The organism is Leisingera sp. F5 (assembly GCF_001593695.1).
Map to the genome: position 1 here is coordinate 63,936 of NZ_LUKH01000003.1, position 23,037 is coordinate 86,972.

At 63.3% G+C, this 23,037-nt stretch carries 22 protein-coding genes; 10 read left to right on the forward strand and 12 right to left on the reverse strand.

The features are described from left to right. Both A2I95_RS02815 and A2I95_RS02820 read left to right on the forward strand, forming a co-directional pair. On the forward strand, window positions 1-174 hold the full coding sequence (locus A2I95_RS02815) for a hypothetical protein (RefSeq protein WP_291727592.1): 174 nt from the start codon (window positions 1-3) through the stop codon (window positions 172-174). Continuing rightward, window positions 171-395, forward strand: a complete 225-nt coding sequence (locus tag A2I95_RS02820) for an NnrT protein (RefSeq protein WP_291727594.1) — start codon at window positions 171-173, stop codon at window positions 393-395. The genes A2I95_RS02815 and A2I95_RS02820 overlap by 4 nt, the downstream gene beginning before the upstream one ends. Before the next feature lie 118 nt (window positions 396-513). On the opposite strand, the gene A2I95_RS02825 is transcribed toward A2I95_RS02820, so the two are convergent. The 9 genes from A2I95_RS02825 to A2I95_RS02865 form a co-directional block, all read right to left on the reverse strand. Beyond that, window positions 514-762, reverse strand: a complete 249-nt coding sequence (locus A2I95_RS02825) for a calcium-binding protein (protein ID WP_027259963.1) — start codon at window positions 760-762, stop codon at window positions 514-516. Between the two features lie 425 nt (window positions 763-1,187). Beyond that, window positions 1,188-2,330, reverse strand: coding sequence for a M56 family metallopeptidase (locus A2I95_RS02830; RefSeq protein ID WP_291727597.1), 1,143 nt, complete (start codon window positions 2,328-2,330; stop codon window positions 1,188-1,190). Next, window positions 2,320-2,736: a BlaI/MecI/CopY family transcriptional regulator gene (locus tag A2I95_RS02835; protein WP_291727600.1), complete on the reverse strand. Its 417-nt coding sequence runs from the start codon at window positions 2,734-2,736 to the stop codon at window positions 2,320-2,322. The genes A2I95_RS02830 and A2I95_RS02835 overlap by 11 nt, the downstream gene beginning before the upstream one ends. 304 nt (window positions 2,737-3,040) lie before the next feature. Continuing rightward, complete coding sequence (locus A2I95_RS02840; RefSeq protein ID WP_027259960.1) at window positions 3,041-3,319, reverse strand: DUF2160 domain-containing protein; 279 nt, start codon at window positions 3,317-3,319, stop codon at window positions 3,041-3,043. Further along, complete coding sequence (locus tag A2I95_RS02845; RefSeq protein WP_264212642.1) at window positions 3,319-4,116, reverse strand: carbohydrate ABC transporter permease; 798 nt, start codon at window positions 4,114-4,116, stop codon at window positions 3,319-3,321. Before A2I95_RS02845 ends, A2I95_RS02840 begins: the two co-directional genes overlap by 1 nt. A 12-nt stretch (window positions 4,117-4,128) precedes the next feature. Next, the gene (locus A2I95_RS02850) at window positions 4,129-4,992 is read right to left on the reverse strand and encodes a carbohydrate ABC transporter permease (RefSeq protein ID WP_291727606.1); all 864 of its coding nucleotides are present in this window, start codon (window positions 4,990-4,992) and stop codon (window positions 4,129-4,131) included. Further along, window positions 4,992-6,086 (reverse strand): ABC transporter ATP-binding protein, encoded by a 1,095-nt coding sequence (locus A2I95_RS02855; protein WP_291727608.1) that lies wholly within the window; start codon window positions 6,084-6,086, stop codon window positions 4,992-4,994. Before A2I95_RS02855 ends, A2I95_RS02850 begins: the two co-directional genes overlap by 1 nt. A 7-nt stretch (window positions 6,087-6,093) precedes the next feature. After that, window positions 6,094-7,170 (reverse strand): ABC transporter ATP-binding protein, encoded by a 1,077-nt coding sequence (locus A2I95_RS02860; RefSeq protein WP_291727610.1) that lies wholly within the window; start codon window positions 7,168-7,170, stop codon window positions 6,094-6,096. A 168-nt stretch (window positions 7,171-7,338) separates the two neighbouring features. After that, on the reverse strand, window positions 7,339-9,072 hold the full coding sequence (locus tag A2I95_RS02865) for an ABC transporter substrate-binding protein (RefSeq protein WP_291727612.1): 1,734 nt from the start codon (window positions 9,070-9,072) through the stop codon (window positions 7,339-7,341). A 276-nt stretch (window positions 9,073-9,348) separates the two neighbouring features. On the opposite strand from A2I95_RS02865, the gene A2I95_RS02870 reads away from it, so the two are divergent. Continuing rightward, on the forward strand, window positions 9,349-10,467 hold the full coding sequence (locus A2I95_RS02870) for a class I SAM-dependent RNA methyltransferase (RefSeq protein ID WP_291727614.1): 1,119 nt from the start codon (window positions 9,349-9,351) through the stop codon (window positions 10,465-10,467). Window positions 10,468-10,538: 71 nt separating this feature from the next. Here the strand turns inward: A2I95_RS02870 and A2I95_RS02875 are convergent, their stop codons facing one another. Then, window positions 10,539-11,840, reverse strand: a complete 1,302-nt coding sequence (locus A2I95_RS02875) for a hypothetical protein (protein WP_291727616.1) — start codon at window positions 11,838-11,840, stop codon at window positions 10,539-10,541. Window positions 11,841-12,207: 367 nt separating this feature from the next. On the opposite strand from A2I95_RS02875, the gene A2I95_RS02880 reads away from it, so the two are divergent. Both A2I95_RS02880 and A2I95_RS02885 read left to right on the forward strand, forming a co-directional pair. Then, on the forward strand, window positions 12,208-13,221 hold the full coding sequence (locus tag A2I95_RS02880) for a hypothetical protein (protein ID WP_291727617.1): 1,014 nt from the start codon (window positions 12,208-12,210) through the stop codon (window positions 13,219-13,221). A 91-nt stretch (window positions 13,222-13,312) separates the two neighbouring features. Next, window positions 13,313-14,113 (forward strand): TIGR03084 family metal-binding protein, encoded by an 801-nt coding sequence (locus tag A2I95_RS02885; RefSeq protein WP_291727619.1) that lies wholly within the window; start codon window positions 13,313-13,315, stop codon window positions 14,111-14,113. Window positions 14,114-14,362: 249 nt separating this feature from the next. On the opposite strand, the gene A2I95_RS02890 is transcribed toward A2I95_RS02885, so the two are convergent. Continuing rightward, window positions 14,363-15,205, reverse strand: coding sequence for a 2-dehydro-3-deoxygalactonokinase (locus A2I95_RS02890; RefSeq protein ID WP_291727621.1), 843 nt, complete (start codon window positions 15,203-15,205; stop codon window positions 14,363-14,365). Between the two features lie 360 nt (window positions 15,206-15,565). Between A2I95_RS02890 and A2I95_RS02895 the strand changes: the two genes are divergently transcribed. The 4 genes from A2I95_RS02895 (at window position 15,566) to A2I95_RS02910 (ending at window position 20,166) form a co-directional block, all read left to right on the forward strand. Continuing rightward, window positions 15,566-16,582: an AraC family transcriptional regulator ligand-binding domain-containing protein gene (locus tag A2I95_RS02895; RefSeq protein ID WP_291727623.1), complete on the forward strand. Its 1,017-nt coding sequence runs from the start codon at window positions 15,566-15,568 to the stop codon at window positions 16,580-16,582. Window positions 16,583-16,977: 395 nt separating this feature from the next. Further along, window positions 16,978-17,745: a sugar transferase gene (locus A2I95_RS02900; RefSeq protein ID WP_291727625.1), complete on the forward strand. Its 768-nt coding sequence runs from the start codon at window positions 16,978-16,980 to the stop codon at window positions 17,743-17,745. A 150-nt stretch (window positions 17,746-17,895) separates the two neighbouring features. After that, entirely contained in the window at window positions 17,896-18,750 is an 855-nt protein-coding gene (locus tag A2I95_RS02905; RefSeq protein ID WP_291727627.1) for an exopolysaccharide biosynthesis protein, read from the forward strand. Between the two features lie 132 nt (window positions 18,751-18,882). Further along, window positions 18,883-20,166 carry a DUF874 domain-containing protein gene (locus A2I95_RS02910; RefSeq protein WP_291727629.1) on the forward strand — a complete coding sequence of 428 codons (1,284 nt, stop codon included), beginning with the start codon at window positions 18,883-18,885 and terminating at the stop codon, window positions 20,164-20,166. On the opposite strand, the gene A2I95_RS02915 is transcribed toward A2I95_RS02910, so the two are convergent. Further along, window positions 20,132-21,502, reverse strand: a complete 1,371-nt coding sequence (locus A2I95_RS02915) for an oligosaccharide flippase family protein (RefSeq protein ID WP_291727630.1) — start codon at window positions 21,500-21,502, stop codon at window positions 20,132-20,134. The genes A2I95_RS02910 and A2I95_RS02915 overlap by 35 nt on opposite strands. Before the next feature lie 235 nt (window positions 21,503-21,737). Between A2I95_RS02915 and A2I95_RS02920 the strand changes: the two genes are divergently transcribed. Continuing rightward, a complete protein-coding gene (locus A2I95_RS02920; protein WP_291727632.1) occupies window positions 21,738-22,946 on the forward strand; it encodes a glycosyltransferase in 1,209 nt (402 codons plus the stop codon). Window positions 22,947-23,037 lie beyond the last annotated feature (91 nt).

The following is a 23,037-nucleotide window of genomic DNA, read 5'->3' on the forward strand; positions in this document are numbered from 1 at the left end:
ATGAAACGCTTCTTTGCCCTCGCCCTGCTGGCCCCCTCCAGCGCTTTTGCCGCCAGTTTCGAGCGGCCGATCCCGCAGCCGCAGACCGAAACCGCCGAGTTCTGGTTCCTGGCCGCCTCCATCGCACTGATCATCAGCCTGGGCCTGGTGCAGTACCTGGTGAGCCGGCGATGACACCGCAGCCCTCCTGGCGCCTGCTGGCAGCGCTTTACCCGTTCGGGGCAGGCGCGGCGGCAGTCAATATCTTCTTTGCCTCTCTGATAGGCAGCTGGATCGGCTGGCGGGTGCTCAGCCCCTATGAAGCCGTCGCCTGGGGGCTGCTGTTGGGCCTGCCCGCCACATTTGTCTTCGCCCGCCACATTGCCCGGCTGATGCAACAGGCTGACAAAGGCTAAGCAGCATTATCACACGTAAAAGGCCCCGCAACGCGGGGCCTGGCACTATTTAACAGGGGAGGAGACACAAAGTGGCAAGGCGGCCCGGTTTCGGGGGGAGAGCCGCCTTGCCGCGGGTTCAGCCGGCCGCTGCCAGCAGGCCGGCATCCGCCGCTGCCTTCACCTCGGCCAGGTCAGCCTCGCCATCGGCATTGGCGTCGATGGTGGCAAAGGTTTCTGCTGTCAGATCAGGAAACGCCGCCTGCAGCTCTTCCAGCGAATAGGTGCCGTTGCCGTCCACGTCGGCCTCGGTGATGGATTCCATTGCGGCCAGCGGCGCAGCGGTCAGAACAGCAAAGGCGGCGGCAGTCAGTGCGAATTTTTTCATGTGAGACACTCCATTCGTTTGTTTGGTTCGTTACCAGCGGCCACGGTGTTCCGTGTGCCGTGGCATAGAGCTAGGCTGCCGCAGAGCCGGGTTCTATCCCCTTGAGCCGGCGAAGCAATTTCCGGCGCCGGACTGCCTGAACACGCCTGTGCCTTAGGCGCTTTGCCGCCCTGGATTTTTCCTGGTCCTTTCTCCGCTCAAGCCCTGGGGCCGGGCCTGCAGAAATCTGCCTGTACCGGCTGCGATACCTGGCCGCGTCTTGAAACCTGAGGGCGGGAACCGCTGTGCCTTGCCTTGGGGACCCCGACAGCAAACTGGCCTTCAGGCGGCATCAAGCGACCGTTGCTGGACGATGATGGCCGGACGGGCGGTGTATTTCTGAAAGGCTGGGACGGCTGTACCGGCCGGTACCGGGAACCGGCTGCCTACTGGGAGGGGACGGCAAAGCCGCCGTTCAGCGCACTGACGGCAAGCGCGGGCGAGGTGCTGCGGCTGGCCATGCGTTCCAGGTTGACGATGGTCGACAGCATGATGCGGTCATGGCTCCAGTCGCTGGGCCTCTGCAGCAGCATGGCTGTGGCCAGCACCACCCCGGCCATGGCCAAAGACACCAAGCCCCAGCCCAAGGAGTTCTTCCCCTGCGGTTGTGTGGCTGTTACCGCAATGATACGGCGCTGCAGCGAAGCGCCGCGGCGGGTTTCGCGGCGGTCGACCAGCGCCACCGCCGGGCTGCGGCGGGTAAACAGGGCCGGTCCGCGGGCGGCAAGGGCGCAGGCGCGGATCAGGCACTCGCAATAGGCACGCACATCGAACTGCGGCCGTGCCATCAGCGCTTGATCGCAGGCAAACTCGCGCAGCAGCCGCACTTCATGCCGCCACAGATAAAACGCCGGATTCCAGAACAGCAGCGGGCGCAGCATCTCCAGCAGGAATTCGCATTCGATATCGCGCTGGCGGAAATGCTGCAGTTCATGCGCAACGGTCAGCCGCAGATCGCGCGGATCGCTCAGCAGAGCCGAAGGCAGCACCACATAACGGCAAAACAGACCGCGGGTGGAATAGGCAACGCGGACTGTGTCAGAGACCATCAGCTGCACCCGGCCGATCCGTTTCCAGACAAAGGCGCAGCCCAGGTTCTGGCGCAGGCGGAAGATGGAGACAGCCACATGGGCCAGGCAGATCAGCGCTCCGGTGGCAAACGCTGCGGACAGGGCCTGGGCCCAAAACGGCTGCAAACTGGTGAGGCCGCGCACGGTATCCTCGCGCAGGCCCAGAAGGGTTTCGAACGTGCCTGCGCTCATGCTGACATTGCCTTGCAAGTATTGCGAGACCAGCATGTCGGAGAAGTTCGGCGGATGGGGAACGACGAAATGCGTGAAGGCAATGATCAGCACTGGCGTCGCTGCCAGCAGCACCGTCATCCCGTTCAGCAACCGCAATTGCGGGCGGTAGGCGCGGCCAAGTTTGCTGCGCGCCAGCAGCTTGCGCGCTGTGAGCCACAAAGCAGCCCCTGCCAGCAGCAGGATATTCAGGTCAAAATAGGCATTCAGCAGAGCATCAGTTGGCATTGTCCCCCAGCCTTTCCTCCAAGAGCGCCCGCATCTCCTCGAGCATCTCGTCGGTCACATCCTCATCATCGACCAGCCGTGCCACCAGGGCCGCCGGCGCGCCGTTGAAAAGCTTGCTCGAAAGGTTTTTCAGAGATGTTTTTTGATACTCTGCCTTGGGAACGACGGGGCGGTAAACCAAAGAGCGGTCCTTGCGCTCGCTGGTGAGGAAGCCCTTTTGCTCCATGATTTTCAGAACCGTTGCCACCGAGGTATAGGCGCGTTCCTGCACCTTGTTCAGTTCTGCCAGGATATCGCGCACGGTGCCGCCGCCCATGTCCCAGACGGCGGTCATGAACTCCAGCTCCACTTCGGTGAGCAGGGAATGATCGTGTTTCTTGCGCATTGCCTCGGCTGTCCGGCTCATTTGTTGGTTCCAGTCATGCTAGGGGAAGGGGGCTCCCATGAAAACTATTTTTTTAGGAGACGCGGGGCGGCGGGGCTGAGGTTGCAAAATTGTGCGCTTCCGCGCACTCTTATTCTGTGTGCTGAGACGTGCCGTGCCGGCCTTTGGGTGGCGGTGCTTGGCATATCCGTTGGTGTTTTGGCTGAGAAGGCCTTGAAGGGCAGGTTTGCCTTCAAGGCCTGTCCCGATTGTGTTTGGGTTTCGCGCATCAAGGGCAAGCCGCCTGCGGCGGGGCCTTTGGCCCCCTTGACCCGATCCGTCGGCGTCAGACTTTCCAGAAGCAGAAGACGCCCCAGGCGATTGCCAGACCCAAGGGCCACCAGAGCGGCATTCCCACCAGGCCCAGCCAGGCCAGGAAGATGTAGGAGGTGCCCAAGAGGCTGATAAACAGCCGGTCGCCGCGGGTGGTGGTGAGGCCGAGCACGCCCTTGCGGGCCGCGCCGCCGGGGTGGCGGATTTCCACGGCGATCAGCACGCCGATGGCGCTGAAGATGCCGATGAACAGCAGGGCAGTGGGCCAGGTCCAGGCCATCCATGAAAACATTACACCCTCCCCATCGCGAAACCCTTCGCGATGTAGTTGCGGACGAACCAGATCACGATGGCGCCCGGAATGATTGTCAGAGTTCCAGCAGCCGCCAGCAGACCCAGCTCATAGCCCGCAGAGGACGCGGTTTTGGTCATGGTGGCGGCAATCGGCTTGGCAGCGACGGCGGTCAGGGTCTTGGCCAGCAGCAGTTCCACCCAGGAGAACATGAAGCAGAAGAACGCTGCCACACCCACGCCCGCCTTGATCGACGGGATGAAGATCGTCGCAAAGAAGCGCGGGAAGGAATAGCCGTCGACAAAGGCGGTTTCGTCCAGTTCCTTGGGGATGCCGCCCATGAAACCTTCGAGGATCCAGACCGCCAGCGGGATGTTGAACAGGCAATGGGCCAGGGCGACGGCCAGGTGGGTGTCGAACAATTCCACCGCCGAATAGAGTTGAAAGAACGGCAAAGCGAACACCGCGGCCGGCGCCATCCGGTTGGTCAGCAGCCAGAAGAACAGCTGCTTGTCGCCCAGAAACCGGTAGCGGCTGAAGGCATAGGCCGCAGGCAGCGCAACCGCGATGGAGATCACCGTGTTGATCGACACATAGGCAATCGAATTTATGTAGCCCCAGTACCAGCTGGGATCGGTGAAAATGGTTGCGTAATTCTCCAGCGTGAAGGTCTGCGGGAACAGCGAGAAGCCCGACAGGATTTCGTTTGTGGTCTTGAAGCTCATCGCGACCAGCCAGTAGATCGGCAGCATGAGAAACAGGATATAGATGATGGGGACGATGGATCGTTTCTGCATCATATCCCTCCCTTAGTTCAGATCGTCTTTGGTCATCAGCGTGTAGAACAGCCAGGAGACCAGAAGCGTGATTGCGAAATAGATGAGCGACATTGCTGCGGCGGGACCAAGGTCGAACTGGCCAAGCGCGATTTTCACCAGGTCGATGGACAACAGCGTGGTGGAGTTGCCGGGACCGCCGCCGGTCAGCACAAACGGCTCGGTGTAGATGTTGAAGCTGTCCATGAAGCGCAACAGGATGGCGATGGTCAGCACTGTTTTCATCTTCGGCAGCTGGATGAACCGGAACACCGCCCAGTTGGAGGCGCCGTCGATCTTGGCCGCCTGATAATAGGCGTCAGGGATCGACACCAGGCCCGCATAGGCCAGCAGCACCACCAGCGAGGTCCAGTGCCAGACATCCATGGTGACAATGGTCACCCAGGCCGCGACCGGATCCTGCGTCATGTCATAGTTGATGCCCAGCGTGTGGTTCAGGAAATACCCCAGCAGGCCGATGTCGGGCAGGGTGAAGATGTTCCACATCGCGCCCACCACGTTCCACGGGATCAGCATCGGCAGCGCCATCAGTACCAGACAGACAGGCACCCAGAAGCCCTTGCGCGGCATCGACAGCGCAATCGCGATGCCCAGCGGCACTTCGATGATCAGGATCAGGAAGGTGAACATGAACTGGCGGCCAAGGGCGGCGTGGAAACGGTCCGAGCGCAGGATCTGCTGGAACCAGTCCAGCCCCTGCCAGAAGAACACATTGTCGCCAAAGGTCTCCTGCACCGAATAGTTGACCACCGTCATCATCGGGATCAGCGCGTTGAAGGCGACCAGCAGCAGCACTGGCAGCACAAAGAACCAGGCTTTCTGGTTTTCGGTTTTCATCAGGCCGCTCCTTGTTCGTCTGCAGCGGGGGAGGTGGCAAGCCAGCCATCCACGTAAAGCCGGGTCATGTCCTGGCGAAAGGCCAGATGCACGGCGCTGCCCCTGGCCGGGGCGTTGGCTTCGACAACGGCATTGACGCGCTGGCCGCCGGCCTCGCATTCCACCACCGTATGGCGGCCCACGTCGGACACTTTGGTGACCGTGGCGGGCAGGCCGTGGTCCGCCAGCGCGACAAACTCCGGGCGGATGCCGATTTCAGTCTTGCCGTTCGCGGCACCCTGAATGGGGCCTTCCAGCGCAACAGCCTGGCCCGCAAACATCGCAGCGCCTTGCTGCAACTCACAGGGGAGGATGTTCATCCCCGGAGAGCCGATGAAATGGCCGACAAACGTATGGGCTGGGCGTTCGAACAGCTCGACGGGCGTGCCGATCTGCACCACTTCGCCCAGCTGCATCACCACCACCTGATCGGCAAATGTCAGCGCCTCGGTCTGGTCGTGGGTGACGTAGATCATCGTCGCCTTCACCCGCTGGTGCAGTTCCTTCAGCTTGGAGCGCAGCTTCCATTTCAGGTGCGGGTCAATGACGGTGAGCGGCTCGTCGAACATCACCACGTTCACGTCCTCGCGCACCAGGCCCCGGCCCATGGAGATCTTCTGCTTGTTGTCAGGCGACAGGCCTGCGGCCTTCTGATCCAGCATCTCGGTGACTTCCAGCATTTCGGCAATTGCCATCACGCGTTCGTGCACGGTGGCTTCGTCCCGGCCGCGGTTGCGCAGCGGGAAGGCCAGGTTGTCGTAGACCGTCATGGTGTCGTAGATCACCGGGAACTGGAACACCTGAGCGATGTTGCGCTGGTCCGGGGGCAGGGCGGTCACGTCGTTGCCGTCGAACAGGATCTGGCCCTCTGACGGCACCAGCAGGCCCGAGATGATGTTGAGAAGGGTGGATTTGCCGCAGCCCGATGGGCCGAGCAGCGCATAGGCGCCGCCATCGTTCCAATCCAGATCGATTTCCTTCAGCGCATAGTCCGAGTCGGATTTCGGTGTCGAAAGATAGCTGTGGCGCAGTTTTGAGAGTGTTATTTTAGCCATTGATGCCTCACGCCGCGCGGCTGCCGTCAGGGGCAAAGAAGTATGCCTGCGCGGGGTCCATGTAAAAGTCGTGCGCCTCACCCACGCGGTAGGGGTGAACGCCGTGGGCCAGCGATACCCAGCTGCCGGTATCCGTTCCTGTGCCCATATCGAAATGGGCTGAGCTTTCAGAGCCGGAAAGTTCGGTTACCTGCACCTGTCCCGACAGCTGCACCTGGGCGCCGTTTTTCGCCACAGGCAGCACATGGTGCGGACGGACGGCGATGGTGTAGGTGCCGTCTGTCAGACCGGCAGCGTCGCCGCTCAGCTCCCAGGTGACTCCAGTGCCCAGGCGGGCCATGCGGCCCTGCTTGGTAATCTCGGCGGTGTTGATCGGCGGGTCGGAGAACACCCGCGCCGCATCGACATTGCCGGGATTGCGGTAAATCTCGGCGGTCGGACCGAACTGGGTCACACGGCCGTCGCGCATCAGCGCGGTCTTGCCGCCCAGCAGCAGTGCCTCTTCGGGTTCTGAGGTGGCATAGACCACCACCGCGCCACGGCCCGCGAACAGATCCGGCAGCTGGTCGCGCAGTTCCTCGCGCAGTTTGTAGTCAAGGTTCGCCAGCGGCTCGTCCAGGAACACCGCGCGGCTTTCCTTGGCAATCGCGCGGGCCAGCGCGCAGCGCTGCTGCTGGCCGCCGGACAGCTCATGCGGGCGGCGGTGCAGCATCGGCTTCAGCTGCAGGATCGCAGCAGCTTCCTCGACGCGGGCTTCGATTTCGGACTTCGCCATACCAGCCACTTTCAGCGGCGAGGCGATGTTCTCATACACCGTCATATGCGGGTAGTTGATGAAGAACTGATGAACCAGGCTGATCTTGCGCTTCTGGGTGCTGAGACGGCTGACATCCTCGCCGTCCAAGATCACCTGGCCGCTGGCCATCGGGTCGAGGCCTGCCATCAGCTTAATGAGTGAGGTCTTACCGGAGCCGGTGGCGCCGAGAAGGACGTTGAAGTGACCGGGTTCCAGCACCAGCGAGGTGTCCTTGATGTGCTGAATGGCGCCGACGCGCTTGGTCACACCCTTAAGTTCGAGTGCCATCTTGCTTTGACTTTCTGGCAGGCGGCCTGTTTGCGCCCGGATGCTTGCGGGGGGCGGGGGCGCGCAGTCTTTTGGGGAAGAAGGCCCCGGAAGACGGGAAAGAGTCTCCGGGGCCCTGCAAAGCCCGGCCAATTGATGGGGATCGTTGGCCGGGCCGGGAGGAGAAGTTTACTCAGTCGCCCAGCGGGCTACCAGCTCGTCATAGTTGACGGTCTGGCCTGCGGGCTTCTCGTTCTCCAGCGGGGGCTTGGCGCCGCCATTGGCGTACCACCACTCCGCATCCTTCTCTTCGTTCAGGCGCGGGCCGCAGCCGCCATAGACGCTGGCCTGCTCGTCCGCACGCTGCATCCGGGCCATGGTGATGTCCATTTCCTCGGCCAGACGGTTCATCGCTTCCTGCGGGGTGAAGGCGCCGGAGTTGACGTCACCGATCTGCTGCCACCAGATCTGGGCCAGCTTCGGATAGTCAGGCACATTCACGCCGGTCGGCGACCAGGCCACACGGTCGGGCGAGCGGTAGAACTCGACCAGGCCGCCCAGCTTGGGGGCACGCTCGGTGAAGCTTTCGTGGTTGATCGAGCTGTCGCGGATGAAGGTCAGACCCACATGCGATTTCTTCACGTCCACGGTTTTCGACACAACGAACTGGGCATAAAGCCAGGCCGCCTGCGCGCGGTCTACGGGTGTGGACTTCAGGAAGGTCCAGGAGCCAACGTCCTGATAACCGACCTTCTGGCCTTCTTCCCAGTAGGGGCCATGCGGCGAGGGCGCCATCCGCCACAGCGGCGTGCCGCTCTCGTCAACGGTGTTGTTGCCTTCGGACTGCGGTTTCACCATGTCGGCGGTGAACGCAGTGTACCAGAAGATCTGCTGCGCCACGTTGCCCTGTGCCAGTGCCGGCAGCGACTGGTAGAAGTCATAAGACGCCGCACCGGGAGGTGCGTATTTGCGCAGCCATTCGTCCCACTTGCGGATCGCATAGACCGCCGCCGGGCCGTTGGCGGCCCCGCCGCGGCTGACGCTGGCGCCCTGCGGGTTGCAGGTGCCGGCTTCCATGCGGATGCCCCATTCGTCGATCGGCACGCCGTTCGGCTCACCCTTGGAACCGGCACCGGCCATCGACAGCCAGGCATCGGTCATCCGCCAGCCCAGGTCAGGCGCGCGCTTGCCGTAATCCATGTGGCCATAGATCGCGGTGCCGTCGATTTCCTTGACGTGCGTGCTGAAGAACTCGGCGATGTCCTCATAGGCGGACCAATTGACCGGCACACCCAGGTCATAGCCGTATTTTTCCTTGAACGCGGCCTGCAGGTCTTCGCGGTCGAACCAGTCCTTGCGGAACCAGTACAGGTTCGCAAACTGCTGGTCGGGCATCTGGTACAGATCGCCATCCGGGCCGGTAGTGAACTGGGTGCCCATGAAGTCGCCCAGGTCCAGACCGGGGTTGGTCACGTCCTTGAAGTCGCCTGCCATCATGTCGGTCAGGTTATAGGCCAGCTGCAGACGCGAATGAGTGCCGATCAGGTCGGAGTCATTGACATAAGCGTCATAGAGGTTCCGCTTGGTCTGCATCTGGGTCTGCACGGCCTGAACGACCTCGCCTTCACCCAGGATCTGGTGGTTCACCTTGATGCCGGTGATTTCCTCAAAGGCTTTGGTCAGCACTTCGGATTCGTAGGAGTGCGTCGGGATGCCTTCCGACAGCACGTTAATTTCCATGCCGCTGAACGGCTGGGCTGCCTGAATGAACCACTGCATCTCAGACAGCTGTTCATCCTTGGTCAGCACCGAAGGCTGGAATTCTTCATCAATCCATTTTTTGGCCGCCATTTCGTCGGCATAGCCATTTGATCCGGCAACCATCGCGCAAACGGCAGCTGCGGACAAAAGATACTTACGCATCTTTTCCTCCCTGAAAGTCGCTTAAGGCCAGTTGTGCATGCACTGCACCTGACTGCTATAGAGCTTTCATAGGTTGGAATATGTTGTCAAACTAATTTTTTAGTAATGCGTATGCATCTGTTTTTATTGTGAAATTAACGCCTCTTCCGACTGAAGTTGGCGGCGGAAAGCATGCCGCATTGCAGCATCGACGGTTGTGGCGCCACGGTACTTTCCGCTTATGCGGTTGCGGAAAAAACAGTCGCCGTGCGCAGGCTTTGCAGCTAAGGAGGCGGCATGACGCAAGAAAGCACATTTGAGATTTTCCTGACCGCCCCGCCGGGACTGGAACAGGCGCTGCTGGCCGAGGCCAAGGAGCTGGGTTTTGCCGCCCCCAAGGCGGTGCCGGGCGGGGTCACGGTGCAGGGGAATTGGACCGAGGTCTGGCGCGCCAACCTGTCGGTGCGCGGCGCCGCCCGTGTGCTGGCCCGGATCGGCGAGTTCCGCGCCTTCCACCTGGCCCAGCTCGACAAACGGTCGCGCAAATTTCCCTGGGGCGACATTCTGCGCCCGGATGTGCCGGTGAAGGTGGAGGTTGCCACCAACAAAAAGTCCAAGATCTACCACGCCGGCGCCGCCGCCCAACGGGTGGAAAAAGCCATTGCCGAGACCCTCGGCGCACCTGTCACCAAGGACGCGGAACTGACCGTGAAGCTGCGGATCGAGGACAACCTCTGTGTTTTCAGCGTCGATACCTCGGGCGAGGGGCTGCATAAGCGCGGCCATAAATCCGCCGTTGGCAAAGCGCCGATGCGCGAAAACCTTGCGGCCATGTTCTTGCGTGAATGCGGCTATACCGGGGCGGAGCCGGTGGTGGACCCGATGTGCGGTTCCGGCACCTTTGTGATTGAGGCGGCAGAGATCGCCAAAGGCCTGATGCCGGGCCGCAGCCGCAGCTTTGCGTTTGAAAAACTGGCGACGTTTGACGCCGGCGCCTGGTCCGCGCTGAAGCAGCAAGGTGAAACCCGCGAGACAGATCTGTTTTTCCACGGTTCCGACCGCAACGAAGGCGCGGTTGAAATGGCCGCGGCCAATGCGGACCGCGCGAGCGTTGCGGATTGCACCCGGTTTCTGCAAGCCGCTGTCAGTGATCTGCAGCGTCCCGACGGCCCGCCGGGCCTGGTCATCGTCAACCCGCCCTATGGTGCCCGGATCGGTAACAAGAAGCTGCTGTTTGCCCTCTATGGCGCATTGGGCCTGGTGCTGAAGGAACGGTTCTCCGGCTGGCGTGTGGGCATTGTCACCTCGGAAACCGGGCTGGCCAAGGCGACAAATCTGCCGTTTCTGCCCTTTGGCGCCCCGGTCGCGCATGGCGGCTTGAAAATCCGCCTGTTCAAGACGGATCCGCTGCCCTGACAGTGTTTTAGACGTCAAGAGGGCGCCCTGCTGCGCCCTCTTGCTGGATGTGCGGCACAGGTCAGGCCGGTTCAGGCGATCTCATAAAGATCTTCCGCACCGCCCTCGGTTCCGCTGCCGGGCATGGTGCCGCCCACCGGCTGGTTCATCAGCGCCATGATATCTTCGGTGCCGGCCTCGCTGCCGTTGCCCTGGAACTGGCCGGCCAGTTTGGCGTCATACCAGTTGCTCAGCCCGTCGCCGGTCACCCCGCCATTGGCATAAGACGCGCCGTTGCTGGCCGCTGCCGCTGGATCATAGCCGCCCTCCAGCACCTGCTGCGAGCCGTCCGGGTTGCTGACCACCAGCGACATGCTGCTAAGGTCGATGTCGTCCAGCGTCAGTCCGGCATCGGACCACAGGGTGAAGTTGGCGTTGGTGACGGTGCCGTCGGTGCTGTCCGGCGCCTGGCCGAATTGCACCATGCCGTCAAAATTTCCGGGCACGGTGGTGCCGGTGTCCAGCGCATTGACCGCGTTGGCACTGGCCGCATGCCCAGTGACTGGCAGCGCGTTTTCATCCGGAAAGAAGTTCAAACCGTCGACGCTGGCGTCATCCGCCATGTTGAAAAACAGCCCGTCGATATCGGCAACCTCGCCATCCCAGGAGGTCGGCTCCATCTTGATGAACAACTGCCCTTGCGGGGTCTGCAGCACCTCGACTGAGACACTGGGGTCGCCATTGCCGCCGATCTCGAAGGTGACCGAGGTTTTGCCAGTACCGCCGCCGCTATTGCCACCGCCATCTCCGGTGCCCTTGGTTCCACCTGCTCCCTTGGTCCCGCCGCTCCCTTTGGTGCCGTCCGAACCGCCAGTGCCCGTGCCCTTGGTGCCGGAGCCGCACCCATGCGTGCCGCCTGATCCGCCTGATCCTCCGGTGCCGCCAGACCCGCCGGTTCCATTTGTGGTCCAATCGTCCTCTTCGCGGTGCCACCAGTGCTTCTTGCCGTGATGGCCCTTGCCGCCCCAGCCCTTGGATCCGCCACAGCCTTTGGTGCCGCCCGATCCCGTTGTGCCACCGGACCCCTTGGTCCCGCCGGATCCTTTGGTGCCGCCAGACCCATAGGAGCCGCCGGATCCCTTTGTGCCGCCGGAACCTTTCGAACCGCTGGATCCCTTGGTGCCTCCGGCTTCGTCCTGGTCTTTGTCTTGCCACCAGGCTTTGCTGCCCTTGCCCTTCCAGCCATAACGGTCAGACAGGTTGCTGTTGTACCAGCGGCCGAAATGACCGCCTTGCACGCCGCCGTTGTAATAGCTGTTGCCGCCGCAAGCATGCTTGCCGCCCCAGGACGCATTCCCGCACCCCCAGCCATCTGAAAAATGTCCCCGGCCCATGTGTTTCTACCCCCCCCAGAAAAAATCTTGAATCACTGTGGCGCTGCAGCTTTCCGCCAGCCGCAAACGCGGATTGAACGAGAGTAGGAAAACGGGCCGGAGGGGCCAAACTTCCACCGCATTTTAGTCAATATTTCAACAAGTGGGGCCAGGTATGGAAACAAACAATCCGATTGCGGCGCCATTGTCCGGCTTTTCCCTCCAATTGGCCGGTGCGTGCCGGCCGCTGCTGTCCGAATCGGCTTTTGGAGCGCGGGAATTGCCCAAATCTGTCCCGAAAAGCGCCGCCTTTTGCCGCCAGGGTGTTAACTCGCAAATGGGGAAACGCGCCGGTTTTCGGGCGGCAGGCTGGGAGAGGGTGCCAGGGATGGCTGATGGCAGATTTGACAACCGCTCTGCATATATCGCAGGGGCGGCCTGGGAGGTTCTGGGCGAAGAACCGCATGAAATCTCGGCACCGGGCGGGAAGTCGCGGTCCTCCTTGCGGCTGCATTTCAAGGACCGCACCGTGATCGCCACCCTGCGCGCCAACTTCCGCCGCACCCATCTGGAGGCCTTTGTGCTTGAGCAGCTGGCGCCCCATTGCGATGACATTCCGCAGGTGCTGGGTGTTCACAACGATGTGCTGTTTCAATCCGACACCGGTCAGATCCGGCTTAGCGAAGAAATCATAGAACATGAGCCGGGCGACCAGCTGGAACTGGCGGCAGAGGCCTGCGCCGCGATCTTCCGCATCCAGGCAGCAGCACGCAAAACGGACCTGCACACCGTCCTGCCGCATCTTGGTGCCAACCGCAGCTGGATCCGCAATTTTGTAAGCTCGGTCGGGGCTCTTGAGGCCGTTTCCATGGGGATCCCCGATTCATTCGACTATCCGGCAGTCGCCGAATTCATGGAGCAGCCCGGAGTTCAGTTTCTGAAATGGGACTTCCGCGCAGGCAATGCCGCGATCGGGGACGACGGATTCGTGCGCTGGTTTGATTTCGAATATGCGGGCCTGCGCCACGGGGCCGAGGATTTCGCCTGGCTGATCGGCGACGAGACCTGGCCGGTCGCGCCTGACAAGATGGCCGATGTGATGATCGAGACTTTTGACCCCGGCTGCGGCCATGAGATCGGCGCATATCTTGAGTATCTCTCGGCCTATACCGCCTTGCATTGCATCCAGCGGTTGGAGCTGATCCAGAAGGAGGTCAAGAGCCGTGGCTGGCTCAGCCAGGAGCGGGTGCGAAAATATGATGATGCCGGGGTGCATCCGGAGTTTGCCGCGCAGCTGTGCCGCACCGGCGCCTATTATGCCGCGCAGTCCAGGCTGACCGCGCCGCTCTGCCGCAACTTCGAGGCTGCCGGGCGTGCATTCCGGTCAATGCCCGGGGTCTGAACGCCTTTCTTCCGTTTGTGACGTGCGGTCCAGGGTTCTGGCCTGATGGCCCTGCCGCTAGTCTGCTGCCGGACGCAACCGGGGAACAGACATGCAGCAGGCCGAAGATTTCCGTGCCGAAAGCCGCGCCTTGGCGGCCATTCTGGAGGACCTGCCAGAGGCGGGCTTCCACCGCGCGACCCAGTTCAAGGGGTGGACTATTGATCACGTGCTGGGGCATCTGCATCTGTTCAACGCCGCGGCAGAAGCGGCGTCGCAGGGAGACGCGGCCTTTGCCGCCTTCATCGCTCCGGTGCTGCGGGACATGCAAGCGGGCAAGCCCATCCTGAACTGTCAATTTCCCTGGCTGAACGGCCTGTCGGGCCGGGCGTTGTTTGAAGCCTGGCGGCTCGGGGCGGAGACTTGTGCCGATGCGTTTGCCAAGGCGGATCCAAAACAGCGATTGAAATGGATCGGGCCGGACATGAGCGCGCTCAGTTCAGTCACCGCCCGGCAGATGGAGACCTGGGCGCATGGCCAGGAGGTGTTTGACCTCCTGGGGCGGGAGCGGCAAGAGCAGGACCGTATCCGCAATATCGCGCATCTGGGCGTGGCAACCTATGGCTGGAGCTTTCGCAACCGCGGGCTGGCGGTGCCGGAGCCTGCGCCGTTTGTGCAGCTGACCGGGCCGTCCGGGGCGGTCTGGGACTGGAACACGCCGCAGGACGCGGGATTTGTCAAAGGCTCGGCGGTGGAATTTGCCCGGGTGGTCACGCAGGTGCGCAGTCTTGCCGACACCGGTCTGGAGCTGTCAGGCGAGGCCGCCGTCAGCTGGATGCGCATCGCCCAGTGTTTTGCAGGCCCGCCGGAAACTCCGCCCGGCAAGGGAAACCGTTATAAGGCAGAAACTTGAATAGTCCCGGCAGCCGCGGAGCGCTCCCGCCCGGCTTCGGCCTTCCTGACGGAAAGCCTGTGCCCGTTGGGCGTGGCGCCGCACAAAGTGCGGCGCCACGCCCAAGGCTGCCAAGGAGCCCCGGCACAGCCGGGACACCTGCAGGCGCGGGAGGGTTCCGGTTTGTCTTGGAACTTCCGGGTCTTCTGTCCTGATGAAACAATCTTGGGCGCTGACTGCCGCGGCAGCGTAGGCTGGCAGGCGGTACATCTAACCTGGCCAGGCGCCGATCAGCCCTTGCAGCGTCATGCGGCCAGGGTCCGCCAGGGTGACCGGCAGCGCTTGCGCGTCCAGAGCTGTGGCATAAAGCGCCTGCAGAGACGGTTCGGCAATCAGGGCCAGGTTCTGGCCCAGCCAGTAGGGCCGGGCAGCTGCCAATTCAGCGCCCAGGAGATAACCCCAGATCTGCGCCCGCGCAGCTTCATCAGGCAGTTGCCTCAGCGCCGCGGCCGCCTGAGCCGAAGCCAGCCGCGCCGCCAGCTGCTCGGGTTTGGCAATGCCGTCTGCCACCGCCTCTGCCAATATTGCCTTGTCCCAGGCTCCTGCCGCCTCCAGCGCCATGCCCTGTATCGCAACTTGTGCCAGTTGAGCGGTCAGAGCACTTTGAAAACTGACAGCTTCGCGGGCGCTGATCTGCACCCAATGGGTCACCATGCCCGGCAGGCAGATAACCCCGTCCCAATCCGGGTTCAGCCGCAAGAAGCCGCTGACCGCAGCCACGGGGCCCTGCATCAGCCCGCAGGGGGCGGCCTGGCGCAGCCCTGGCAGGACATGCACCGGCATGCCGTCCAACACCGTTTCGGCCGCAGGCAGCTGCGCCGGCCGCACCGGAACCGGTTGCGGCGCCGCCAGGGCAGTGCCGGCCAGCAGCACCGGGCGCGGTGCGCCGCCCAGCACCTGCCGCAACGCTGCCGCCAGCGCGGGCGGGTGGCTGTCCTGCAGGCGCAGCACTTGGGTCGGCCCCGCTGTGCCGCCGGCCATTTCCCAGGCTGAGAGCGTGTCTCCGTCCAGATTTGCGGCCAGCCAGCCGGTGCCGTTGCGGGGAGGCTGCATGATGCCCTCACTTCCTGTGCCATTGCGTCACCGGGCTTATGGCGCTGATTCTCTGCCCCGGCAAGGGCGCGCCCCGCCCGCCGGTATGGGTCTGAATACCCGCATGGCGAAGGTGCTGTCCGCAAGTATGCGCGCCATAGGCTAATGTGCCCGGGATTTATACAAAAGACTGCCTGTCCAGCTCTGCGCCCGGCCGGCAAAATCCATTAATGTTAAAGCATCGCCGGCCCTGCACGCTGTCTATCCCGGACAGCCCCTGCCAGGGGCGGCGGTGCGGAACGCGGGAACGGCCAGCCGGCGGCTTGTGCCGCGCCGGGAACAGGCGGCGCACGCGTAACAGTGACAGGAGGTACTGCAAAGATGTCCGCCACTCCGGCACCGCATAATGCGATTTTTGCCCAGCTGGCCGCGCGCCATCTTCTGGCCCGCGACTATACGCCTGCGGCAGTTTTTGCCGGAACCGGTTTTGGCCAGGCGCTGCTGAACCAGGAAGATCCCACGGCGCCTTTTGCCGCAATTGCGGGCTTTTTCGAACGGGCGGCGGAACTGACCGGCGACCCGTTATTCGGCTTCCGTCTCGGCAGTGCAACGGATCTGCGCAAGGCCGGACTTTTGGGCTACATTGCGCGGAGTTCACCAACTGCCGGCTGCTTTTTGCGCAACATTGCGCGGTATGCCGGTGTCATGAGCGATGTTTGGGAATTTGATACCTCCCGCCTTGCCTCGCACGGCGAGTTCACCTGGACGTGCAGGGCGGAGCCTGGTTTGCACGCACATCAGTATGTCGAATTTCTGGCCGCGGTGTTCTTTGCCGCCCTCCGTGATGGAACTGAAGCCCGGATTGAACCGCAAAAGGCAGCCTTCAGCCATCAGCGCAGCAACGGAGGGGAGGACGTCTCGGCGTTCTACGGCTGCCCGGTGGAGTTCGGCGCCCCGGCCAGCCGGTTTGTCTTCAGGCCGGAAGATCTGGAACTGCCGCTGATCAGCGCCGACCGTGTTCTGCTGCGCGTCCTGCGGTCCTATGGGGATCAGCTTTTGGAGGGGCGGGCGCAGGGCCGCAATAACACTGGTCTTGCAGCACAGGTCGAAGACGCAGTGTCTGCGCGGCTGTCCAGCGGTTCGGCCACGCTTGGCACTGTGGCAGCGGATCTCGGCATGAGCCCGCGGACTCTGTCGCGCAAACTGGCGCAATCGGGGACCAGCTACTTCACCATTCTTGAGGACCTGCGCAAGGCGCTGGCAATACGCTATTTGCGGGAAAGCAGCCTGGCCTTGGCCGAAATCGCCTTTCTCCTGGGTTACTCCGGGCTGAATAGTTTCAGCGACGCCTTCCGGCGCTGGACAGGCCAAAGCCCGGGGCAGTTCCGGGGGAAATAACCCGGCTTGCGGCGCCGCAGATCCTCGGATTCCCAAACCGGAACCTCACTCCCGTGTAAACAATGGTTTGCAATAAGCGTGAATTGTCTCCGGGCAATCTGTATTCAAATGGGGTTTTAGGAGTTTTTCAGCCTTTTTTCACATTTTGCGCCGAATTTCTAAAATTTGCTTTAAATAAGACGGGCTGCAGAATGGTGCAGCACAGAACTGCCGCCGGGGAATTGGGCGGTTTCAAAAATGAGGCGGGCGCGTGGGGGCGTGCCCGGTTCTCAATCTGAAAATCAGTAATGGCATTGCGCGGTCAAAGATTTGCGGAATGCGGGGTTGAGTTTGAACGGCCGCCTTTTGAGGCGGCGGTCCAGCAGGATTTGAGGCTGGAGAGCGGGGGTTTTCGAATGAAAGACATGGTTCCCGGAGGGGCGGGGCTGTCTTTTATGCAGGCTGAAATAGAACGGCAGCGGCCAGCAATGGCCGCGCACCCGGTGCAAACAGCCAACATAAATGCGGCTTTGAAGGGCATCGCGCAGGCGGGACGGTCCAGGCGGAATTCAGGCGGGGCCTATGCAGCAGCCGGCAAGCGGGGGCTGGATCTGCTGCTGGTGTTTCTAAGCCTGCCGCTGGTGCTGCCGCTGATTGCACTCTGTGCGGCCGCGCTTTGGCTGGAAGGCGGCCGGCCTTTTTATACGCAGGCCCGCCTGGGCCGCGGCGGGCAGGTTTTCCGTATCTTGAAGCTGCGCACCATGGTGCGCGATGCAGACCAGCTGCTGCAGTATTACCTTGAGACCAGCCCGGCGCTGCGGCAGGAATGGGACGAGACCCAAAAGCTGAAGAACGACCCGCGCATCACCGGGGTTGGCCGTTTCCTGCGCGCGGCCTCGCTGGACGAGCTGCCGCAGCTGTGGAACGTGGCCGTTGGCGACATGAGCCTGGTCGGCCCGCGCCCGATGATGCCGGAACAGCTGCCGCTGTACGGTGATGCCAGCGCTTATAACGAGCTGCGCCCGGGCATCACTGGCATCTGGCAGGTTTCGGTCCGCAATGAAGCCGGCTTTGCCAGCCGCATGTGCGCAGATACCGAGTACCGGCGCAGCCTGTCGCTGGGCCGGGATCTGGGGCTGATCTGGCGGACAGCGGGCGTGGTGCTGAAAGGGACGGGATATTAATCATTGCCTGATCCGCTGCAGGCCTCAGCCCGAGTGCCCGCTGCAGTCCGGTCAGCCATTGCGGGGAAAGCGGTTGTGAAGCATTTTGCACTATCAGGGGCATGTGCTGCCGGTCCGGCAGCCAGCCCGCAGGAGGGAGAACAGACCGGCATGAGCGAGCAGGGCTTCAGACGGTTCCGCCGCCGCAGTGCTCCTGCGGACGCCGTGCCTTTTGCCGCTGGCGAGGGCGGCAGCCAGCCTTCGGCCGCGCCTCTCGCGGCCACTGCTGCTGCGGCGCCTGCGCAATTGCCCGCAACCCTGCCGGAACCCTGGGACAGGATCCGCCAGGTGCCCTTCGACGCTGCGGCTCAGGCTCAGGCGCGTCTGCCTCTGGTCAGCCGGTTCCGCGCGGATCCTGCGGCCAAGTCTTTTGACCTTCTGCGCACCCGGCTGTTGCACACGCTGAAGGCCCGCGGCTGGAAACGGGTTGCCGTGACGGCGCCCGCCGCCGGCTGCGGCACCACCTTTACGGCCGTGAACCTGGCGCTGAGCCTGGCACGGGTGCCAGACAGCCGCACGGTGCTGATGGATATGAACTTCCGCCGCCCCGGTGCCGCGCAGGCCTTGGGAATGACCGCGCCAGGGGAACTGGCGGGCTTTTTGTCCGGCAGCGTTCCATTGGAGGATCAGTTGCTGCGCCCGCTGCCGTCGCTGGCTGTCGGGCTGAACAGCGCCACGGATCAGGATGCCGCCGAAATCCTGCATGGCCGCAGCTGTGCCGGAGTGCTGGAGGACATGATGCTGCGCTTGGGCGCCGGAACCGCTCTGTTCGACCTGCCGCCGGTGCTGGAGCATGACGACACTGCCGCCTTCCTGCCGCAGGTGGATGGGGTGGTGCTGATTGCGGACGGCACCAGCACCACTGCTGCCCAATTGGCCGCCTGCGAGAAGATGCTGGCGGGCCATACGCAAATGCTGGGTGTGGTATTGAACCGCGCACGCAAGACGGACGGCCCGCTGAACTGACGGCCAGGGCAGCCAGGGGTCATAGTTTTGCCCGGTTGCTGTGGTCAAAATCCGGGCAACAGCGGCCGGCGGGCTGCCCGAAGGCATGGATGGCAACCGGCTGGCACGCAGCAGCCGCAAGAGAGCAGACAGATGGGCCCGATTTATTCGCTTGGCGATTTCCTGGACATGGTGCGGCGCAGGCTGTTCACCATCGCTTGCGTCTTTGTTCTGGGCTGCTTGCTGTCGCTTTGGTTTGCCGCCCGGCAGCAGCATGAATTTGAAACCGCCGAAGTGCTGCAGATCACCCAGCCGCAGATTGCCGGCGAACTGGCCAAGTCAACGGTCGAAGGCTCCTCTGCCCGTCGGATGCAGCTGATCGAACAACGGCTGATGGCGCGCGGCACGGTGCTGGAAATCATCGAAAAATTCGGCCTCTACGCAGATACGGGCACGCTGACCCCCTTGCAGAAGGTGGCACTGCTGCGGGACTCGGTCCGCATCACCGGCGTCGCCGCAGCCCGCGAAGGCTTTGCCGATGACGGCACCATTTCGGTGCTGACCATCACCGCCCGGATGCCCACCGCCGCGCAGGCGCAGCAGGTCGCCAGCGAATTCGGCCGCCGCACCATCGAACTCAGCGTTGCCACCCGCATTGACCAGGCCCGCGAAACCCTCAGCTTCTTTGCCGAAAAGGAGGCCGCACTTGCGGATCAGGTTGCGGCCCTGGAAGACGAAATCGCGGCCTACCGGAATGAAAATGACGTGACCTTGCCCGGCACCATCGAATTCCGCAGGGCCGAAATCGCCACGATGAATGAGGGCCTGCTGGAGATCGCCCGCGAACGCATCGAAATCCGTCGCGGTGCCGATCAGGCCCAGGCCACGGAACGCCCTGCCACTGCCCGCCGGTTACTGGCGGAGGCTGAACAGCAGCTGGCCACGCTGGACGCCCAGGAGCAGCTTTTGTCCCAGCGCAAGAGAGGGCTGGAAGCCTCCTTGCAGACCACGCCTGAGGTTGAACGCCGGCTGGGCGCTTATGACCGCCGCCTGGAGCAGGCGCAGGGGGAACTGGCGCAAATGACTGCCCGTCTTAACGAAGCCGAAGTCGGCTTTCGCCTGGAAACCGGCCGCCAGGCCGAGCGGCTGACAGTGATCGAACCCGCACCGCTGCCGGACTTTCCGGTAACCGGCGCCCGCAAGACCAAGGCCCTGCTGGGCGCTGCGGCCAGTGTCATCGCGGCGCTTCTGGCGGCCTTCCTGCAAGAGCTGCGCCACCCGGTTTTGCGCACCGCCGCGCAGATGGAGCGGGAAACTGGCCTGATGCCAGTGGTCTCCATCCCGGTAATGGACGCCCGCCGCGCCGCGGGCTGTTCAGACTGTTCAGGCGCGGGGCCTGAGGTCAGGAAGAGCTCATTGCGGCTGCCATGGCCGTGACAGCATCCCAGTGCCAGCGCAGCGCCGCACCGCCGGCAATAAGGGTCAGCAGCCCATAACCCGCATCATGCAGCGGATCCCAGACATGATGCCTGCGCGCCAGCCGCACCAGCACCGGATAGGCCGCCAGCATCGCCAGCCCCAACGCCGCAATGCCGCCCGCCAGCCCGAACCAGGCCACGCCGCCCAGGAACATGCCTGTTTGCAGGCAGGCCCGGGCAGCCGAAAACACAAAGAACCCGCGGCTGTCGCCTGCTGCCAATGCAGCCTGATCATAGGTCATCGTGATCACCGCAGGCGCCAGCGCCAGGGCGATCAGCACGATCATCGGCCCCGCTTGCAGGTACCGGTCATCATACAGCAACTGCACCAGCCAGGGTCCGGCCCAGGCCATTGCGATCAGCGCTGCCAGGATCCCCGCCGTCAGCCCCGTGCGCAGCTGCCGCTGCCGCCGCAGGTTCGCCGGCCCCTCCTGTGCGGGCTTGTCGCGATAAACCGGGATCATCAGCCGCTGGTTCACAGCATGGCCCAGCAGCATCGGAAAACTCGCCAGGAAATAGCCGATGTTGTAGATGCCCAGCACCTCAAGCGGGACAAACTTGCCCAGGATCGCCCGGTCGCCTTGCGAGGTCAGGAACCAGAAGGCGGTCGACAGGAAAATCCACTTGCCGAAACGGATCAGCTCGCCCGCCGCGGCCCGTTCCCAGCGGAACCGGTTTGCAGCACCGGGCAGGCCATAGTGGCACAGCAGCAGCTTGGCCGCCGCCTGGATCACCCCGCCCAGAACCAGCGCGATCACCGACTGCGTGGCCAGCGCCAGCGCAATCATTGCCGCCAGCCCGATACCCTGGCCCGCCAGATCCAGCGCCGTGACCCGGCCCGCCAGCAGATGCCGGTGCGCGGTCTCGATCCGCGTCGGGTTGAAGCCGGCAATCGCCAGTCCGGCGCCGGCAATGGGCAGATAGGCCAGCAGCTCCGGTGCGCCGTAAAACCGCGCGGCAGGCCAGGCCAGCAGCGCCGTCAATGCCCACAGGCCAAAGCCGCGGACCACCTGAATGGTCCAGGCCGTGTCCAAAAAGTCCGGATCATCGCCGCGCGGGTTCTGGGCGATCGATGGCCCGATGCCAACGTCTGAAAACAGCGACAGCCCGACCGTCACCACCGTCACCAGCGCCATCAGGCCAAAGGCCTCGGGAAACAGGAGGCGGGTCAGGATCAGGTTGGAGGCCAGCCGCAATGCCTGGCCGCCGCCATATCCGATCATCAGCCAGGAGGCCGAGCGCAGTACTCGCGCCATCATCCCCTGACCGGCAAAAAGCGAAGCAACCCGCTGCATGTCCGCGCCAATCCCCAAACGTCCGGTTCCGCAGGCTAGGCGGCAGGGCAGGGGGCGTCAATCACAGTGCCGCTTGCAACAGGAATGCGGGATGCAGGGGCGGAAATACCATAACAATCATGGCCCCCGCAGCCCATTCTCCACGCCTGCGCGACAAGCGCAACAGGACGCTGGGCAACCGGCGTAACCGCCGCTAACCTGCCCAAGACCCAAGATTTGCACGGAACCAGCCGCGTTGAAAATTGCCTATGTCCTGAACACGTATCCTCAGCCCTCGCACAGTTTCATCCGGCGTGAGCTGCAGGCGCTGGAGCGTCAGGGCGTGGAGATCCGGCGCCTGGCGATGCGCCCTTCGGCTGCGGCTTTGGTGGACCCCAAGGATCAGGCTGAGGCCGCGCGCACGGAATATGTGCTGCAGGCCGGCGCCGGGCGCCTGCTTGCCGCCCTCGCTAGAGAGGCGGCAGCGTCACCCGCCCGCTTTGCCCACGCGCTGCGGCTGGCGCTGAAACTGGCGCGTGCCGCCGGCACAGGCCTCCTGCGGCACCTGATCTATCTGGGCGAAGCCGCCTATGTGAAACAGCGCTGCACAGCGGCAGGCGTGCAGCATATGCACGCCCATTTCGGCACCAATGCGGCGGCGGTGGCAATGCTGGCCCATACGCTGGGCGGTCCGGGCTACAGCTTTACCGTGCACGGGCCGGAAGAGTTCGACGCGCCGAAAGCGCTGTCGCTGGGTGAGAAGATCAACCGTGCGGCTTTTACTGTGGCTGTCAGCAGCTTTGGCAAAAGCCAGCTGAGCCGCTGGGCCGCTTTCGGCAATTGGGACAGTCTCAAAGTGGTGCATTGCGGGATTGAGCCGGAACGGTTTGCAGATCCTGCGCCGTTGCCGCAGGGGCCGCTGCGGCTGGTGGCGATCGGGCGGTTTGTGGAGCAGAAAGGCCAGATGGTGCTGGTGAAAGCCATGGCACGGCTGGTGCAGGAAATCCCGGACTTGCATCTGTCGCTGGTTGGTGACGGCGGTATGCGGCCTGCGCTGGAGGCCGCAATTGCAGCGCATGGTTTGCAGGGCAGCGTCACCCTGACCGGTTGGCTTGCCGAAACCGAGGTGCAGGCAGAGCTGGCAAGTTCCCATGCGCTGGTGATGCCATCATTTGCCGAAGGTCTGCCGATGGTGGTGATGGAGGCAATGGCCGCCGCGCGCCCGGTGATTGCAACATGTATTGCAGGCACGCCCGAACTGGTGGTGGCAGGACAAACGGGCTGGCTGCTGCCGGCCGGGGGTGAGGGCGCCCTGGTACAGGCCGTCCTCACCCTTGCACAGACCCCGCACCCGCAGCTGACCGACATGGGGCAGGCGGGCCGCAGGCGCGTGCTGAAACGTCATGACAGTGCCGCAGAGGCCGCCAAACTCGCCGCCCATTTCCGCAAGGCCATTGCCGGATAAAACCGGCGCACTCCCGCCCGTCGCCAGCGCACCCTTGGCACCCTGCGGGCGCGGGAGCACCACCGGGACAGATCAGCGGCAAAACCCAGGC

Bases quoted from the DNA above. Each gene is read 5' to 3' on its own strand.
- A2I95_RS02815 (WP_291727592.1), top strand. From the start codon at position 1: ATGAAACGCTTCTTTGCCCTCGCCCTGCTGGCCCCCTCCAGCGCTTTT.
- A2I95_RS02820 (WP_291727594.1), top strand. From the start codon at position 171: ATGACACCGCAGCCCTCCTGGCGCCTGCTGGCAGCGCTTTACCCGTTC.
- A2I95_RS02825 (WP_027259963.1), bottom strand. From the start codon at position 762: ATGAAAAAATTCGCACTGACTGCCGCCGCCTTTGCTGTTCTGACCGCT.
- A2I95_RS02830 (WP_291727597.1), bottom strand. From the start codon at position 2,330: ATGCCAACTGATGCTCTGCTGAATGCCTATTTTGACCTGAATATCCTG.
- A2I95_RS02835 (WP_291727600.1), bottom strand. From the start codon at position 2,736: ATGAGCCGGACAGCCGAGGCAATGCGCAAGAAACACGATCATTCCCTG.
- A2I95_RS02840 (WP_027259960.1), bottom strand. From the start codon at position 3,319: ATGTTTTCATGGATGGCCTGGACCTGGCCCACTGCCCTGCTGTTCATC.
- A2I95_RS02845 (WP_264212642.1), bottom strand. From the start codon at position 4,116: ATGCAGAAACGATCCATCGTCCCCATCATCTATATCCTGTTTCTCATG.
- A2I95_RS02850 (WP_291727606.1), bottom strand. From the start codon at position 4,992: ATGAAAACCGAAAACCAGAAAGCCTGGTTCTTTGTGCTGCCAGTGCTG.
- A2I95_RS02855 (WP_291727608.1), bottom strand. From the start codon at position 6,086: ATGGCTAAAATAACACTCTCAAAACTGCGCCACAGCTATCTTTCGACA.
- A2I95_RS02860 (WP_291727610.1), bottom strand. From the start codon at position 7,170: ATGGCACTCGAACTTAAGGGTGTGACCAAGCGCGTCGGCGCCATTCAG.
- A2I95_RS02865 (WP_291727612.1), bottom strand. From the start codon at position 9,072: ATGCGTAAGTATCTTTTGTCCGCAGCTGCCGTTTGCGCGATGGTTGCC.
- A2I95_RS02870 (WP_291727614.1), top strand. From the start codon at position 9,349: ATGACGCAAGAAAGCACATTTGAGATTTTCCTGACCGCCCCGCCGGGA.
- A2I95_RS02875 (WP_291727616.1), bottom strand. From the start codon at position 11,840: ATGGGCCGGGGACATTTTTCAGATGGCTGGGGGTGCGGGAATGCGTCC.
- A2I95_RS02880 (WP_291727617.1), top strand. From the start codon at position 12,208: ATGGCTGATGGCAGATTTGACAACCGCTCTGCATATATCGCAGGGGCG.
- A2I95_RS02885 (WP_291727619.1), top strand. From the start codon at position 13,313: ATGCAGCAGGCCGAAGATTTCCGTGCCGAAAGCCGCGCCTTGGCGGCC.
- A2I95_RS02890 (WP_291727621.1), bottom strand. From the start codon at position 15,205: ATGCAGCCTCCCCGCAACGGCACCGGCTGGCTGGCCGCAAATCTGGAC.
- A2I95_RS02895 (WP_291727623.1), top strand. From the start codon at position 15,566: ATGTCCGCCACTCCGGCACCGCATAATGCGATTTTTGCCCAGCTGGCC.
- A2I95_RS02900 (WP_291727625.1), top strand. From the start codon at position 16,978: ATGAAAGACATGGTTCCCGGAGGGGCGGGGCTGTCTTTTATGCAGGCT.
- A2I95_RS02905 (WP_291727627.1), top strand. From the start codon at position 17,896: ATGAGCGAGCAGGGCTTCAGACGGTTCCGCCGCCGCAGTGCTCCTGCG.
- A2I95_RS02910 (WP_291727629.1), top strand. From the start codon at position 18,883: ATGGGCCCGATTTATTCGCTTGGCGATTTCCTGGACATGGTGCGGCGC.
- A2I95_RS02915 (WP_291727630.1), bottom strand. From the start codon at position 21,502: ATGCAGCGGGTTGCTTCGCTTTTTGCCGGTCAGGGGATGATGGCGCGA.